This window comes from Synechococcus sp. H70.2, from assembly GCF_047462275.1.
In the GTDB taxonomy this organism is placed as follows: domain Bacteria; phylum Cyanobacteriota; class Cyanobacteriia; order Thermostichales; family Thermostichaceae; genus Thermostichus.
Map to the genome: position 1 here is coordinate 12894 of NZ_JANSIU010000008.1, position 15563 is coordinate 28456.

16 protein-coding genes, 1 tRNA gene and 1 other RNA gene are annotated in these 15563 nt (G+C 60.9%); 13 read left to right on the forward strand and 5 right to left on the reverse strand.

Annotated elements, in window-relative coordinates; translation table 11 throughout:
• The first annotated feature begins 4 nt into the window (after positions 1-4).
• From NW822_RS08840 to NW822_RS08870, 7 genes are all read left to right on the forward strand, one after another.
• A complete protein-coding gene (locus NW822_RS08840) occupies positions 5-346 on the forward strand; it encodes a carbon dioxide-concentrating mechanism protein CcmK (RefSeq protein ID WP_414361188.1) in 342 nt (113 codons plus the stop codon).
• A complete protein-coding gene (locus NW822_RS08845) occupies positions 347-646 on the forward strand; it encodes a EutN/CcmL family microcompartment protein (protein ID WP_414361190.1) in 300 nt (99 codons plus the stop codon).
• Positions 647-695: 49 nt separating this feature from the next.
• Positions 696-2648, forward strand: a complete 1953-nt coding sequence (locus tag NW822_RS08850; protein WP_414361192.1) for a ribulose bisphosphate carboxylase small subunit — start codon at positions 696-698, stop codon at positions 2646-2648.
• A gap of 62 nt (positions 2649-2710) precedes the next feature.
• Positions 2711-3388: a hypothetical protein gene (locus tag NW822_RS08855; RefSeq protein WP_414404196.1), complete on the forward strand. Its 678-nt coding sequence runs from the start codon at positions 2711-2713 to the stop codon at positions 3386-3388.
• 31 nt (positions 3389-3419) lie between these two features.
• The gene (locus NW822_RS08860) at positions 3420-4136 is read left to right on the forward strand and encodes a carbon dioxide-concentrating mechanism protein CcmK (RefSeq protein ID WP_414404197.1); all 717 of its coding nucleotides are present in this window, start codon (positions 3420-3422) and stop codon (positions 4134-4136) included.
• 40 nt (positions 4137-4176) lie between these two features.
• Positions 4177-4274, forward strand: an RNA gene (gene ffs, locus NW822_RS08865) — signal recognition particle sRNA small type.
• A 51-nt stretch (positions 4275-4325) separates the two neighbouring features.
• Positions 4326-4739 carry a hypothetical protein gene (locus tag NW822_RS08870; RefSeq protein ID WP_414361197.1) on the forward strand — a complete coding sequence of 138 codons (414 nt, stop codon included), beginning with the start codon at positions 4326-4328 and terminating at the stop codon, positions 4737-4739.
• Between the two features lie 69 nt (positions 4740-4808).
• On the opposite strand, the gene NW822_RS08875 is transcribed toward NW822_RS08870, so the two are convergent.
• Together NW822_RS08875 and rplS are read right to left on the reverse strand one after the other, a co-directional pair.
• Positions 4809-4881: transfer RNA gene (locus NW822_RS08875), tRNA-Trp, on the reverse strand.
• A gap of 46 nt (positions 4882-4927) precedes the next feature.
• Complete coding sequence (gene rplS / locus NW822_RS08880) at positions 4928-5311, reverse strand: 50S ribosomal protein L19 (RefSeq protein ID WP_414404198.1); 384 nt, start codon at positions 5309-5311, stop codon at positions 4928-4930.
• A gap of 164 nt (positions 5312-5475) precedes the next feature.
• Here rplS and NW822_RS08885 point away from each other — a divergent pair, with 164 nt between their 5' ends.
• The 5 genes from NW822_RS08885 (at position 5476) to NW822_RS08905 (ending at position 11095) form a co-directional block, all read left to right on the forward strand.
• Positions 5476-6876, forward strand: a complete 1401-nt coding sequence (locus NW822_RS08885; RefSeq protein WP_414404199.1) for an efflux RND transporter periplasmic adaptor subunit — start codon at positions 5476-5478, stop codon at positions 6874-6876.
• Positions 6873-8084, forward strand: coding sequence for an ABC transporter permease (locus NW822_RS08890; RefSeq protein ID WP_414361203.1), 1212 nt, complete (start codon positions 6873-6875; stop codon positions 8082-8084). Before NW822_RS08885 ends, NW822_RS08890 begins: the two co-directional genes overlap by 4 nt.
• Before the next feature lie 74 nt (positions 8085-8158).
• A complete protein-coding gene (gene thrB / locus NW822_RS08895; protein WP_414361204.1) occupies positions 8159-9100 on the forward strand; it encodes a homoserine kinase in 942 nt (313 codons plus the stop codon).
• A gap of 1445 nt (positions 9101-10545) precedes the next feature.
• Positions 10546-10752: a hypothetical protein gene (locus NW822_RS08900; RefSeq protein WP_414361206.1), complete on the forward strand. Its 207-nt coding sequence runs from the start codon at positions 10546-10548 to the stop codon at positions 10750-10752.
• A gap of 25 nt (positions 10753-10777) precedes the next feature.
• A complete protein-coding gene (locus NW822_RS08905) occupies positions 10778-11095 on the forward strand; it encodes a TMEM14 family protein (protein WP_414361208.1) in 318 nt (105 codons plus the stop codon).
• A 55-nt stretch (positions 11096-11150) separates the two neighbouring features.
• Here NW822_RS08905 and NW822_RS08910 read toward each other — a convergent pair whose 3' ends face one another.
• Positions 11151-11780 carry a DUF4384 domain-containing protein gene (locus NW822_RS08910; RefSeq protein WP_414404200.1) on the reverse strand — a complete coding sequence of 210 codons (630 nt, stop codon included), beginning with the start codon at positions 11778-11780 and terminating at the stop codon, positions 11151-11153.
• A gap of 239 nt (positions 11781-12019) precedes the next feature.
• On the opposite strand from NW822_RS08910, the gene NW822_RS08915 reads away from it, so the two are divergent.
• Positions 12020-12457 carry a tetratricopeptide repeat protein gene (locus NW822_RS08915; RefSeq protein ID WP_414361211.1) on the forward strand — a complete coding sequence of 146 codons (438 nt, stop codon included), beginning with the start codon at positions 12020-12022 and terminating at the stop codon, positions 12455-12457.
• Positions 12458-12494: 37 nt separating this feature from the next.
• Here NW822_RS08915 and thrC read toward each other — a convergent pair whose 3' ends face one another.
• Entirely contained in the window at positions 12495-13607 is a 1113-nt protein-coding gene (gene thrC, locus NW822_RS08920; protein WP_414361213.1) for a threonine synthase, read from the reverse strand.
• 233 nt (positions 13608-13840) lie between these two features.
• Positions 13841-15247, reverse strand: coding sequence for an isochorismate synthase (locus NW822_RS08925; protein WP_414404201.1), 1407 nt, complete (start codon positions 15245-15247; stop codon positions 13841-13843).
• Positions 15248-15563 lie beyond the last annotated feature (316 nt).

The following is a 15563-nucleotide window of genomic DNA, read 5'->3' on the forward strand; positions in this document are numbered from 1 at the left end:
CCCTATGGCCATCGCAGTTGGAATGATTGAAACGCTGGGCTTCCCAGCGGTGGTAGAAGCGGCCGACGCCATGGTGAAAGCAGCGCGCGTCACCTTGGTGGGCTACGAGAAAATTAGCAGTGGGCGCGTTACCGTGATCGTGCGGGGCGATGTCTCTGAGGTACAGGCCTCAGTAGCTGCCGGCATCGAAGCCGTAAAGCGGGTCAACGGTGGCCAGTTGCTCTCGTGGCACATCATTGCCCGTCCCCACGAAAACCTGGAGTACGTGTTGCCCATTCGCTACACCGAGGATGTGGCCCAATTCCGCGAAGGGGTCAATGCCATTCGTCCCTTCACGCGTCCCTAGATGCGTATCGCGATTGTACGGGGTACCGTCACCAGCACCCAGAAGGATCCCAGCCTGACGGGCGTCAAGTTCCTGGTGGTGCAGTATGTCGATCTCGAGGGCCGGCCGCAGCCAGACTATGCCGTGGCTGCTGATCCAGTGGGGGCCGGCGCCGAGGAATGGGTGCTGGTTAGCCAAGGTAGCGCGGCTCGCCAACCGCGGGGAAATGAAACCCGTCCTTTAGATGCAGTGGTGATGGCAATTATTGACACCGTTAGCATCGACGGTCGCTCCCTCTACAACAAGCGCGAGCAACGCTAGCTGGGATCCTTCCCTTTCCTCCTCTGATTTGGTCTAGAGGCTCACGGTTATGCCTGCTCAAACCTATGCCGCGCCGCCAACGCCCTGGTCGCGTCGCTTGGCGGAACCCACCATTCATCCCTCTGCTTACGTCCATTCCTTTTCCAATCTCATCGGGGATGTGCGCATCGGCGCCCAGGTGCTCATTGCCCCTGGAACCTCCATCCGCGCAGATGAAGGATCCCCCTTCTACATTGGCGACGGCTCCAACATCCAGGACGGGGTGGTGATCCACGGTCTGGAAAAAGGGCGGGTCATCGGGGAAGATGGCCAGCCCTACTCCGTGTGGATTGGCAAGAATACCTCCATTGCCCACATGGCCTTGATTCACGGGCCAGCCTATGTGGGCAACAACTGCTTCATCGGCTTCCGCTCCACCGTGTTCAATGCGCGGGTGGGAGATGGCTGCATCATCATGTTGCACTGCCTCATCCAGGATGTGGAGATCCCGCCAGGCAAATATGTGCGCTCCGGCTCCATCATCACCAACCAAGCGGAGGCCGACCGGCTGCCGGATGTCCAAGATAGCGATGCCAAGTTTGCGCAGCACGTCATCGGCATCAACCAAGCTCTGCTGGAGGGCTACCACTGCAGCGAAAACCTTGTCTGTATTGCTCCTATCCGCAACGAGCTGCTGCAAGCCCGCGCTTCTGGTTCCTCAACTCCGGAGTCTTCTTCCTCTCTTGCCAATGGGCACAACGGCAGTGGCTCCCTTCTTAGCCCAGAGGTGGTAGAGCAGGTACGCGCCCTCTTGGCCCAAGGCTACCGCGTGGGTCTGGAATACGCTGACCCTCGTCGCTTCCGGGTCTCCTCTTGGCAGAGCGAAAGCCCTATCCTCAGCACCCAGGAGGCCGAGGTGGTGCAATCGCTGGGGGCCCTTCTGGCAGCCCACCGTGGGGAGTATGTGCGCCTGTTGGGGATCGATCCCAAAGCCAAGCGGCGGGTGCTGGAGCAGATTATCCAAACCCCAGAAGGGCCGGCACCCCTCTCCGGATCCTCCAGCCGGGTTTCGGTTGCTATGCCAGGCTCCGGTAGAGCGGAACTGCGCCTAGAGGAGGAGATCCAAACCCTGGTGGCCCAAGGGTACCGCGTTGGTCTGGAAGTGGCCGATGCTCGTCGCTACCGCACCTCCTCCTGGCAGACCTTGGGCACTTTCAGCGGCTCCGTCCAGGAGATCCTAACGGCTGTGCGGGCAGCCCTGGCCGAGCATGCAGGAGAGTACGTGCGCCTATTGGGGATCGATCCCAAAGCCAAGCGGCGGGTGCTGGAGAAGGTGATTCAGACGCCCCAAGATCAGGCAGGCAGCAGTTCGGCAGAAGCGGGCGCAGCTGCAGGTGCGGCTTCTGGGGCAGAAGGGAGCAGTGCCAGCCTGGATTTGGAGCTGCAGGAGGAGGTCCACCGGCTACTGGCCCAGGGCTACCGCATTGGCTATGAATACGCTGACGAGCGCCGCTTCAAAACCTCCTCCTGGCAGAGCGGGCCTATCCTTCGTGGCCAGCGGGGGCCAGAGGTGTTAACTGAGCTGAGGGCGGCGCTGGCAGAGCACCAGGGTCACTACGTTCGCCTGCTGGGGATCGACCCCAAAGGGAAGAAGCGGGTCTATGAGCGCATCATCCAAACCCCCAGCGGTAAGCCGCCTACTTCTGCGCCAGCGGCTCAAGGCTCGCCAGGGGCAGCAGCTTCCCCTGCACCCGGGGCTAGGCGTCTTAGCAGCGAGGTGGTGGCGCAAGTCCAGCAACTGCTTAGCCAAGGCTACCGCATTGGCACCGAGCATGCTGACAAGCGCCGCTTCCGCACCTCCTCTTGGCAAAGCTGTAGCCCCATTGAAGCCACGCAACTGGATCAGGTGGTAGCGGCGCTGGAGGCCTGCCTAGAGGAGCATCGCGGCGAGTATGTGCGCCTGCTGGGCATTGACCCCAAATCTAAGCGGCGGGTACTGGAGCAGATCATCCAAACCCCTTGAGGGATCTCCCTCTTGCCCGAGCCCTGTTGGTTCCGGGTTGGTTTCCATCCAGCCCCCTAGCCATGAGAAGCACCCTAGCTTCCCCCTTGCCCCTCTCCCCCCAGCCACGTGCCTGGCCCGCGCAGAACGGTAAAGCCCACTACGTGGTCAGTGGTGAGGTAGAAATAGAGGAGGGAGCAAGCATTGGCGCAGGGGTGCTGTTGCGGGCTAACCCCGGCTGCCGCATCCACATTGGGCGGAACGTTTGCATTGGCGCAGGATCTATCCTCCACGCCTGTGGGGGATCCCTAGTGGTGGAGGCGGGGGCTACTTTAGGGAGGGGGGTGCTGGTGATTGGGCAAGGCACCATCCGCGAAAATGCCTGCATTGGCGCCGAGGCTACCCTGCTCAACTGTTCCGTCCTCAGCCAGGCAGTGATCCCTCCCAGCTCGCTGCTTGGGGATCCCACCTGGGGGAGAGAGCAAGAGAGGGTTGTCTTTCCCCAGACAGAGTCTAGGGAGGCAGAGAGGGTGCAAGAGGCAGCTACCCCACCGACGGTGTCCGAGGCCCCTCCTCCTTCTCCTGAAGCAGCGGGTGGAGACAAGGCAACCCCTCGGGAGGAGGAGGCAGCTGCGCCAGGGCAAGAAGAGTTGGGGGGGCGCAAGCTCAACGGGATACCAGGCCGGGCAGAGTTGGATCGGCTGCTGGGCAAGATCTACCCTCACCGCCAAGTCCTCTCCTCGCGGCACGGAGGGTTGTGAGAGCTACACTGGCATAAAGAAGTAGAGGGCCATGTCCACTGCTCTAGGCCTCATCCAGACACGCAGCTTCCCAGTCATTGTCCGCATTGCCGACGCCATGACCAAGTCGGCAGGCGTAACTCTCATTGGCTTTGAGAAGATCTCGGGCGGCTACTGCACAGCAATCGTGCGCGGGAACATTGCCGATGTGCGCATTGCCATTGAAGAAGGGATTGAGGTAGCCCGCCAGTTTAATCAGGAGGAGATCTCCAGTCTGGTGATCCCAAGGCCCCTGCCTAACTTAGAGGCAGTGCTGCCCATCAGCAGCAAGCTGTCTCAATTGGCCCAAAGTCGGGGCTACAGCCGCCTCAGCAACCTAGCTGTGGGCCTGCTGGAGACCCGTGGCTTCCCGGCCATGGTGGGGGCTGCTGATACAATGCTGAAAACAGCGGATGTGCAGCTGGCCGCCTACGAGACAATTGGCGACGGCCTATGTACGGTCATCATTCGAGGTACAGTCTCCAATGTGGCCATTGCCATCGATGCGGGCATGTACGAGGCCGAGCGCATTGGCGAGCTCAACGCCGTGGCTGTGATCCCACGCCCCCTCGACGAGCTAGAGCAGGCGCTGCCAGTGGCCAGTTGTTTTGTTGCTCAACCGGTTACCCTGCCAGTGGCGATCCCTCAAGCTCAGGTAGAAGAGGTACAGCGCAGCGAGAGGGCGGGAGAGCGGCTCCCGGTCTATTTGGAACCGCCAGGCCCTCGCTAGAGCAACTCAAGCAGGAGAAAAAAATGCTAGGCTACTGGAAGACCTGGGTCCGTGCGGCTTAGACGCCCAAACCGTGTCAGGATCGGAAGATAGCAGCACTACGGGATGCTCTGAGCAGGCGCGTCAACCCAGGTCGCCCTTTTCCTGCACCTGGATTTTTGTTCCGCTGGCCCTGGCAGGGCACCCCCTATGGCTGAGAAGGACAACCCCCTCGCCAACTTGGCTGAGAAAGCTTTCTACTTTGGGATGGGCCTGGCTGCTTTGGTGGCCGACAATGCCCCCAAGGTGGCTGGGAGTGCTAGAGACCGCCTGCTGGAGCTGCGCAAGCAGGTGCAAGCCTTAGTGGATGAATTGGTAGAGTTGGGGGCAATGAGAGCCGAGGAGGCGCGGGCCTACATGGACGCCATTGCCGCCAATGCTAAGCGCAAGGAAGAGGGGGAGCCTGCTAGCGGCCCCCGCAAAATCACTATCGAAGATATGGGTGGAACAGAGCTAAAAGGGAGCGCTGCCATTGAGCTGTCGGAGGCAGCTCGCCTGCGTCGGCAGATTGCTGAGCTGCAGGCAGAACTGGAACGCATCAAGAAGGAGACAGGGAGAGCCTAGGCCTTGCTGGAGACAAGAAGGGCTTCCTACTCCCGTAGAAGGCAGTCCGCCACTGCAACTCTCCAGTAACGCGTCCTGGAGGACTCGAACCCCCGACATCCGGTTTTGGAGACCGACGTTCTACCAACTGAACTAAGGACGCATTAGGAAGCAGCCTTCTACCCAGCTTAGCAGGTTCGCCCCCATCTTTAAAGGGCTCCCCCTTGAAGATCTTCCTTGGCCTTGATGCGTGTGGCTTTGCCTACCCGCTTCCTCAGGTAGAACAGCTTGGCGCGGCGCACTTTACCCCGCCGGAGTACCTGAATGGACTCAATGCGCGGCGAGTGAACCGGGAAGACCCGCTCCACACCAATACCCTGGAAAACCTTGCGTACTGTGATGGTGCGGTTAAGACCGGTGTGACGCATGGCAATGACGGTGCCTTCAAAAGCTTGCACTCGCTCTTTGCCACCCTCTTGAATGCGTACCCCCACCCGCACCTGATCGCCGACGTGGATCTCGGGGAGATCCGACTTCAGGTAGTCCGCCTCCACAGAGCGGAGGATGGCCTCGGGGTTAATGCGAGCGTTCATGGCTCTCCGGCGCTCTCAGCAGTCAATCATGGTAGCAATCCTCTTGCTTTTTGTACAAGTTTCCAGGGTTCCGAAGAGCCAACCCACCTCAGAAGACTTGGCTTGCCCCCTCTCTTTGGCCCAGGTAGGCTAGAAGTAAGCCCTTGAAAGAGGCGGGAGACTTCGTGGTCCTGCATCCCAATAAGCCCCAGACAGAATCCCTGCCCCCTGCCAAATCGGCAGACCAGCCCTTGGCCCAGGCCGGATCCCATAGGAAAGGATGGCCTACTGGCTGGGTTCTCCTAGGTTTGCTCCTGGCTAGCTTGGGAGGGGGTGGTATCTGGGCTCAGCGGTATCTCGAGCGGCAGAGGGTGCAGCGCCTGCAAAGGTTGACAGTGCCCGTCGAGGTAAGGGATCTAAGCCAACGGCTGCGGGTAAGCGGCCAGGTGCAGCCCATTCGCCAGGTGAATGTTAGCCCGCGGGAGGCAGGCCGCTTGGCGGAGCTGCTGGTGGATCAGGGGGATGAGGTGGTGGCAGGGCAGGTGCTGGCTCGTATGGACTACGGGGATCTAGCCAGTGGCATTCGCCAAGCCCAAGCCCGCATCCAAGAGTTGCAGGCCCGACTGGCGGAAGTGCAAGCCGGTGAGCGACCCCAGGTCATTGCGGCAGCCCAGGCCAGGGTAGAGGCGGCGCAGTCGCAGGTGGACTTGGCCCAAAAGGAGCTGGAGCGGATTCAGGCGCTAGTGCAGGAGGGAGTGGTGGCCCGCAGCGAGCTGGATCAACGGCTGGCTCGCCTGGAACAAGCGCAAGCGGACTTGCAAGCTGCCCAACAAGAGCTGGAGCGGCTGCAAGCGGGTAGCCGCCCAGAAACGCTGCAGCAGATCCAAGCCCAGATTGCGCAGGCGCAAGCCGAGCTGGCCCAGCGGCAATCTCGCCTGGCCGAGGCCGAGATCCGGGCGCCTTTTTCCGGTGTGGTGGTGCAGCGCTTTGCGGAAGTGGGATCCTTTGTAACTCCCACAACCGTAGCTCCCGAAGCCACCGCTGCTTCCTCCAGCTCCATCCTGACGCTGGCCCAGGGGATTGAAGTGCGGGCCGAGGTGCCGGAGGCGCAGATTGCCCAGGTGCGGGTGGGCCAGCCGGTGGAGATCCAATCTTTGGCCTATCCGGATCGCGTGGTGCGAGGGCAGGTGAAGCGAATTGCTCCAGCTACGGTGGTGGTGCGGGAAGTTACAGTCTTCCGGGTCTTCATCGAGCCAGAGGCAGGGGCGGACTTTTTGCGCATTGGCATGAATGTCGCGGTAGATTTTCTCGGAGAGCAGTACCCCCAAGCCCTCACTGTGCCCTCGGTGGCCATCCTGCGGGAGGGAGGCCAAGAGGGAGTAATCCTTTTGGATCCGCAAACTCAGCGGCCCATCTACCGAGCGGTAAAGACAGGCCTCACCCAGGGCGGGATCACCCAGGTGCTCTCCGGCCTCCAGGCGGGGGATCGGGTTTTTACGGCGCTGCCGCCTGGAGTAACCCTGCAGAGTTTGCTCCCGCAAGAGCGCCGTCCTGGTAGAACTGCAGGAGGCAGGCCACACCCATGAGCCTTCTGGTTGCCGCCAAAATGGCTTGGCAAATGGTGCGACGGCACCGCCTGCGCACAGGCTTGAGTATGCTGGGGATCCTCATTGGCAACGCAGCAGTGGTAGCTATTGCGGGCTTTGGCCAGGCTGCCCAAGAGCTGGCTGTGGACCAGTTTCGCGCCTTGGGCACCAATTTGCTCATCGTCTTTTCTTCCAGCTTTGGCATAGTGGATGCCAGCAATGCCCGTCCTCTCACCCTCGACGACCTGCGGGCCATTGCGGCGGAAGTGCCTGCTGTAGCGGCAGCTGTTCCCAGCCTGGTCGTCAATGTCCGAGCTGTGCGGGGCGGGGTGGACCGTCGCTACGAGGCCACAGGCACCTGGCCAGAGTATTTGTCGGTGCTCAATTTGGAGGTCGAGGAGGGCCGCTTCCTCACGCCGGCAGACATCGAGGAGCAGCGGCCGGTGGTGGTGCTGGGCAGTGAGGCCGCCCGTGAGCTGTTTGGCTTAGATCCCGCCGCCGCTATTGGGGAGACGCTGCTGCTCAACAACTTGCCCTTTGAGGTCATTGGCACTTTGCGCCCCAAGCCGACAGTGTTTGGCAACAACGATGCCCGCCTGTTTTTGCCGGTGGATGTGGTGGCCAACCGCTTTGTTGGACGGCGCTCTCCCTATGGGCTGGAGCTGACGGCCATCTTCGTCTCGGCCCGCTCTGAAGCGGATCTGCCAGCTGCCGAGTTCCAAATCCGCAACCTCCTGCGACAGCGGCACCAGCTGGTGGGGGAGGATGACTTCGTCATCCGCAACCAGAAGGTGTTGCTGGATGGGGCAGCTAGGATTTTAACCCTACTGCGGGTATTGCTAAGCGGCACAGCGGCGCTCTCCCTGCTGGTGGGTGGGGTAGGGATCATGAATGTGATGTTGATCTCGGTGGCAGAACGCACGCCTGAGATTGGCTTGCGCAAGGCAATTGGGGCCGACAGTCGGCAAATCCTGCAGCAGTTTGCAACCGAGGCTATCCTGATTGCGGTCAGCGGGGGAGTAGCCGGGATCCTCCTTAGCAGCGGCCTGCTGGTGGCAGTGCGGATATTTACCCCCTTGGCCACCACTGTCGATCCGGTGGCAGTAATTGTGTCTTTTTCCCTCTCGACGGCAACTGGACTGGTCTTTGGCATTTTCCCGGCCCGCAAAGCGGCGCAACTGGATCCCATTGAGGCCCTGCGAGCCTAAGGTCCGCCCTCTGTAGGATAATGGGAGCCCACAGGTAGATATGAGTTGCCCGCTGTTGGCTAAGGAGCTTTCCCTTGGACAAAGAGCGAGTAGAGGTAATTGTCCCGGCCACTACCGCCAACCTGGGGCCAGGATTTGATTGCATAGGTGCAGCTCTGCAGCTCTACAACCACTTCCAATTTCGCAAGCTCCCCGCTGGCCTTAGCATTCACTATCGCGGCAGCGATCATGTAAGCCAGAGCAAGGACAACTTGGTGTATCGCGCCTTCTGCCGTGCCTTCGAGCTGCTGAGCAAGCCGGTGCCAGGAGTGGAAATTGAGATTACCCTCAACGTGCCCCTGGCGCGGGGTCTGGGCAGTTCTGCCACTGCCATTGTCGGCGGCCTGTTGGGAGCCAATGCCATCGGATCCCTCAACCTGGCCCCTGAGACCCTCCTCCAGTTGGCTATTGCCCTCGAAGGTCACCCCGACAACGTAGTGCCTGCCCTCCAGGGCGGCTGTCAGCTCTGTGTGCAGGGCCAGCAGGGGCAGTGGGTGTTCTGCCCGGTGGAGTGGCACGAGCGCATCGGGATTGTGGCGGCGGTGCCTAACTTCAAGGTCTCCACCCAGGCTGCCCGCGCGGTCCTGCCCAAGTCCGTCAGCTTGGCCGATGCAGTTTTTTCCAGCAGCCATCTGGGACTGCTCATCCGCAGCTTGCAGTCGGGGCGGGTGGACTGGCTAAAGGTGGCCTTGCAGGATCGGCTGCACCAACCGGCCCGCATGGAGTTAATCACTGGTTTCAAGCCGGTCCAAGCGGCAGCCCTAGCTGCAGGAGCCTACGGGGTGGTGATCAGCGGGGCTGGGCCTACCCTCTTAGCTTTCTGTGCGCCTGAGGAGCGAGAACGGGTGGGAGCGGCCATGGTTAGCGCCTGGGCCCAGCTGGATATTGAGGCGGAGGCGAAACCCCTCAGTTTGGATTGGCAGGGGGGACGGGTAGTCATCCATTCTGGAGATGGGGAGCTACCTGAGAGGTCTTGACCACAAGGCGGAACAAGCCTAGGCTTTGGTGCTCTGCACTGCTGGGGTGAGCCCAGACAGTGGAGTTGTCCGTTCGTAACGGTGGGCGTATTGCTGCCGCCAACCAAGGCAACCCACGGCAGGGAATGCTGGAAGTCATACCCCTGGAGGTAGGAGCAGCCACCAGGTGCTTGGCCTAGAAACATGTCGGGGGGAGCGGAGTCCGCACTCTTGCCCAGGGCCGTAGATGTCCCCCCTGCAGGGCTAGGAGGATGTCAGCTAGCAGAGGTTGCGCTGGGGGGAGCTGCCTCTGCAGAGGGAGATCAGTTGCCATTAGGCAGTTACTCCAGCAACAAGCCGGGGGGCTAAGCTTACCAGTTGGAGGTGAGACAGTGCTATGGGTAAGATACAGGGAGGATAGAGGTAAAGCTCAAGAGAGAGAGACAAGAGAGGTGGCTGGGCCTATGACTCGGTAAGTAAGACAGAGGAAGAAAGATGGCGGGGAAGCTATTGTCTTATGTCTATTCAAACTAACTATAACTAACTGGTCCTGGAAGATTTTAGCTCGAAGCTCTCCGAAGGAAGAGTCAGGGTTTGCTGAACTTTGTGGGAAAGCGTGACATCTTATCCTAAGTTGTGACGGAGCTGAAATGTTGACTTCGTGGAGAGGGCGTTTTCTCTAGAATGGGATCGCTAGGTTGGACTACCGAAAAAAACGGTGCCCTCCAGCAGAGAAAGGACTTCCTTCCGCTAAGACAAGTGGCTAGACTGCTCCTATGCAACCCCCCCTAACCTTAGTCTGCAAGCTAGCCCTCCCTCCGGCACAGGCGGCTGGAGCTACCTTGCGGGCTTACATGCTCTGCACCGCCAGCGCTAATGCCGCTGCTTGCCACTATGCTAACAGCCAGGTTGCGCGGGAGATAGTTAGCCCTGTCTGCATTCAGAACCAGGTGTACTGCTCCGGAAAGCCTGCAGCCCCCAAGCAGGAGCAGAGGCGGCGGCAGCCGCGCTCCAAGACGCAACGGCAACAAGCCAACGGTAGGACATTCTACCAGTTGTGGCAGTTTAGAGCGCTCCGAGCCGCTAAAGCAAATGCTCACAGGGCAATTAGAGCAGGTGGCGCGGTAGTACGGGTGCTGTCTGCCTACAGCTCCCAGACCTGGCGCTGGTGGAGTGGTCAGGGGGAAGAGAAGCGTTTTAGTGCTCCGCGCCGCTTGCGCGTTCGCGTTACCAGCGCGCGTCGCCTACAGGGCGTCAACCCAGCTGGTGGGTGGGACTCCAATGCAGCCAAGGTAATTGCTCTAGCGGGGGCTGCCCTTGTAAAGCAGCCCAGAGACCTGTGGTTGGCTTGCCAACTGCAGGGCTACTTAAAGCCCCTGGCTACTGCTTCGTGGAAGCAAGCTATAGCTGACTCTTTCTCTTGCCCTTTTGCAGTTTAGTCCTTACCCTAGGCAATGGACGATGCCATGACTCCTGAGATGATACGCCAATTTTGGTCTTTGGTCAGTGAGATTGGCAGACCAGATTGGCTCAATCAGCGTGACGATGACTTGGTCAATCTCCTCCTAAGTGCCTGCCAAAAAAGACATGCCCTTAGCACTGTCGATACCTCAGTTCTCAACCGCTATATCACCCTCCGCCTGCCCCTGATCCGTGAAATTGTCGTGAACTAAGTAGGGGAGGAGAATTTTCCCTGTCATGGTGGTTGCACGGATCACTTTGCTGGTCTATGGGGCGCTGCTTTTGGTAGGCGGAGCAGTCGGCTATGGGAGAGGCAAAAGCTTCAAGTCCTTGGTTGGAGGTTTGGTGGGAGCTGTCCTCAGCGGGGTTAGCTATGGACTTCTGGGGATGGATCCCCGCTGGGGGCTGGGCCTGGGCTTGGGGACGGCGGCGCTGGGATCCCTTCTTTTTGCGCTGCGCTACCGCAAAACCGGCAAATTTCTGCCCGCGGGTCTGATGTTGGGGGTGAGCTTGGTGGCTCTTCTCCTCCTAGGCTTTAGCTTCGGCTCGGTCTAGGCCGGAGACAAGCCTGCTTAGCTGTCGGTTCCAGGCTCTGGAAGAAAGTCTGGGGTTACCGCGGTGCAACTCGATAGAAGCGCGTGGTAGCTACCCACTCGGTGGCAGGGATCTCCTCAACGACAATGGCGCGGCCGATGGTGTCGCCCAGTTGGGATCCCTGTACCCGCAGGCGGGCAAAGGAGCTGCCCTGCTCAAAAGAGGCGATCTCCTGAAAGTTGAGGGGACGGGGAGAGGCCACCGCCAACACTTGGGCTTGGCCAAAGGGCGGGGCAATGGTTAGGCGGTAGCGGGCACCGGGGGGTGGGAAGGTGCGCACTTCGCCGGCCCGCAGAAACTCGTTTCCACCCGAGAAGCGGTTGGGCAAAATCAAATGGGTGCGGCCATCGGCTTGGATGCTGAAGAGGTAGACGTAGGCGTCGCGATTGGTGCTCAAGGTAATGGAAATCGGCTCGCCAGGCCGGTAGATGGGGTTAGGGCCACGCCGATCCAGCTCCAGATTTACCTGCAAGTCGGAAGGTACTGGGTTGACGAGGATGGAGCGGCTGCCGGTTTCTAGGCGAGTGTCGGCCAGTTGTAGCCTTGGCAGCGGGGGGTAGAGGCCCAGCGTCTGTGGGAAAACAACGCTGGCCGGAGCCATCGACAGCCCCAAAGCCAGCGGCAGGAAGAGCAGTTTGGCGTTCATGGTTCACCCCTGATTAGCGGCTATGTTCATCCTAGGAAAGGGCAGAGTTTTGCCAGAGCAGGCTTCGCGCAATCTCAGATCCCCTGCTGAGGCAGTTTCCCCTGCCCCGGATGGCAAGCCCAGCGGGGAAAAGGCGCTGAACCGCTTCTCACCATTGGGGTGGGAAAACCGGGAGATCCTATCTGGAAAGGGCTAAGCTGCAGATCAGGGATCCCTCCTCTTTGGACTCAAACTTGCCTATGGCCAGCAACAGTTACCAAGAAGGCATTGCCGCGGTTCAGGCGGGCGATTTTCCGGCGGCCATCCAGGCGTTTCGCCGAGCAGTTGCTGAGGATCCCACGCACACCGAAGCTCGCTATAAGCTGGCCTGGGTGCTGGGTATGAGTGGCTATCTGGATCCAGCCCTGGCCGAACTGGAGGCGGTGGTGGCGGCGGATCCCAGCCATGTTGCAGCCCACTACAACCGCGGGGCACTGCTCTTGCAAAAGGCTCAACTGGAAGCAGAGGTGGATGGCCAGATCGATCTAGACGTCCTGCGGCAGGCGGAAGAGGCCTTTCAGACCGTGATGCGCTTGGATCCCAACGATCAACGGGCCTACGCCTTTCTCACTTTGGTCAAGCGGGCCATCCGCAACTATCAGTCGCCCGCGCAGCCTTCTAGCCCCAGTGGCGAGTAAACCCCCTGAGATTCCTCCCCCAGCGCCCAGGGCGGCGCTAAAAGCCCATTAGGCGGGCTACAGCAGTCAAATCGGGGGCAACCCCCGTGTGGATGGGGGCGGATCCCTGCTGGGCGGCCGTGTCGGGATCCTTGAGGCCGTTGCCGGTGAGCACGCACACTACCTGGGCGCCAACGGGCACTTGATCCCGCCATTTCAGCAATCCAGCCACTGCAGCAGCACTGGCTGGCTCGCAGAAGATCCCTTCCTCCGCTGCCAGCAGACGATAGGCAGCCAAGATCTCCTCGTCAGTTACACTGTCCACTCTGCCACCGCTGACCTGGACAGCCGCCTTGGCCTTTACCCAGCTGGCAGGGTTGCCAATGCGGATGGCCGTGGCCACCGTTTCTGGATGTTCCACCACGCGATTGAGGACAATGGGAGCGGCGCCGGCAGCCTCAAAGCCGTAGAGATGCGGGCGGCGGCTGGCCTTGCCTCGCTGGTAGTAGTGGCAAAAGCCCATCCAGTAGGCGGTGATGTTGCCGGCATTGCCCACGGGGATACAGAGCCAGTCGGGGGCATCTCCCAAAGCATCCACCACCTCGAAGGCGGCAGTTTTCTGTCCCTCCAGCCGAAAGCGGTTGACAGAATTGACCAGGGCCACCGGGTAGACTTCCGCCAGTTGCCGCACCATGGCCAGCGCTTGGTCAAAATTGCCCTGAATGGCGATGATCTCCGCCCCGTACATGAGGGTTTGGGCCAGCTTGCCCTTGGCCACATAGCCATCAGGGATCAGCACGTAGGCCCGCAGGCCTCCTTTAGCCGCATAGGCCGCGGCTGCTGCTGAGGTATTGCCGGTGCTGGCACAAACGATGGCTTCTGCCCCTGCCTCTTTGGCTTTGGACACCGCCATGGTCATGCCCCGATCCTTGAAGCTGCCGGTGGGGTTGAGGCCTTCCAACTTTAGGTATACCTGGCAGTCTCGCCCCAGCCGTCGGCTCAGGGCGGGAGAGGGGATCAGAGGGGTATTACCTTCATGCAGCGTCACTACGGGGGTGCGGGGGCTGACGGGGAGCCACTCCCGGTAGTGCTCAATGATGCCGGGCCAGAGCCCCACTTGGGCGCGGGATCCAGCCCTACGAGGGGAATGGACGGGATTTGGGGTCACCATGCTGCCGAGAGGTCAAGGCCAACGGAAGGGCGAGCTCCTTAACTTTAACTGTTTGGGGAGCGGTTGTAGCCAGCAGGAGGGAGACCCGCCTACCTCCCCCGTATCCAGGGGGAGAGTGGGCACAACAGGGCGGTGGTGCCGCCTGCCTACAGACCTGTCACTGGTGTTTGTGGCTTGGCCAGCGGGCAGGGAAGCGCTTTCGTTGCGTAGCGCTAAAGCCTGCTCCGTCCTGCTTAGCAGTCGGGCTCGGGTAGTTTACGCAACGGCTGTAGAGCTAGCGCCTGAGCCAACGCTTGCAGCTTGAGGCGGATCTCGGCCATCTCCTGGGTGGGGTTGGAATCGGCCACAATGCCGGCGCCAGCATACAGGCGGGCCCGCTCCCCCTCGATCAGAGCTGAGCGGATCCCAACCACCAACTCGCCATTGCCCTGCAAGTCCACCCAACCCAAAGGGGCGGCATAGCTGGCGCGATCGAAGGGCTCCACCTGCTCCAGCCACTGCAGCGCCGCCTGCTGCGGATAGCCTCCTACAGCGGCGGTGGGGTGGAGCTGGGCCAATAGGTCAAATAGATGCACACCAGCGGGGAGCTCTGCCTCGATTACCGTTTGCAGATGCTGGATGTTGGCCAAACGGCGCAGCCGTGGCTGAGGGGAGATGCGGGGCTCCATCCCCAGCCGGCCCAGAGCTTCCTGGATCGAGCGTACTACCCACTGGTGTTCACGCCGGTCTTTGGCGCTACGGAGCAATTGCTTGGCCAGCATCCGGTCTTGGTGGCCGTTGGCGCCGCGGGCAACGGAGCCGGCCAGCGCATCAATCTGCACCCAGCCTTGCCACACTGAGAGTAGCCGCTCTGGGCTGGCTCCCAAAAAGATTTGGGGAGGAGAATCCCTCTTGCTTTCTAAGGCAAAGGCAAAGACGCTGCAATCGGGGTGATGGGCCTCCAGATAGGCCAGCAGCGAGGGGATAGCAGGGGGAGAGGGCAAGGCCAGATCCACTGCTTCCGCCAGCACCACTTTTTCCAGAGATCCCGCCTGAATTGCTTGCAGGGCTTTTTCAATTCGCGCTAAGAGGGCCTCTTCCGCCACTGCCACCTCCAGGGGTGGCTGGGGCTTCCAGGCAGGCAAGGGGGCCTCGGCAAGGCGCTGCATGCGGGCAAAAAAAGCAGCAATCTGGCTGGCCAGTGCTGCCAGGTCGCTGTCGGGGCCAATTTCCAGGTTGAGCCGCGCCACCGTCAACCCCCCCTGCACCTGCAATAGCTGCCAGCGGGGCAGAACCAGCGCTGCCCCTCCACCGCTGTTGGGGGCAAAGCCAAAGCGGCAGAAGCACAAGGGACGCTCCTGCTGGCTGCGGGGGGACGCTGGGGGGGAGCCGGGAGCGCTATGGACATGGGGCTGGAGCCCTTGTACAAAGGCCCGTGCTGCCTCAAATCTCCCCTTTCCCGAAAGGTCGAGCTGCCGCAGGGATCCCCATCCCAGCACCCGCACCCGTTCCCCTTGCGTCTGGTGGCAGAGGTAGCAATAGCCGGGGAAGCGGTTGGGGGCGAGCAAGTCCAACTGCCGGGCCAGCGCTGCCAGCGGATCTAACCCTGCGATGGGTTGCCATAGGCTGAGAATCTGGGGGATCCCTCGCGCTCGCGCCATCTCTTGGCAGGCCGCTAGCAAGGGATCCCAAAAGTGTTCTGCCTCTCCTGGCCCGGCCGAGGCGTGAATGGGCGGCCAGGCTCTGGGCCCTTCCGGGCATCCGGACGCACCCTTCCAGGGGAAAAGAGAAGAAGTCATGCGCAAGCAAAAGAGGACGATCCCACCTTGGCCGAAAACAGGACAAGCGTCATCGCAACCGGCAGGGGAAGCTGCAGAAGGGCGTTTCAGGATAGGTAGATTAAAAGAGCAGCCGGCGGCTTAGGCTCGCCAGCGCCGGATCCCAGGCGCTTCTTTACAGATTGCAAAGTTTCTTAGC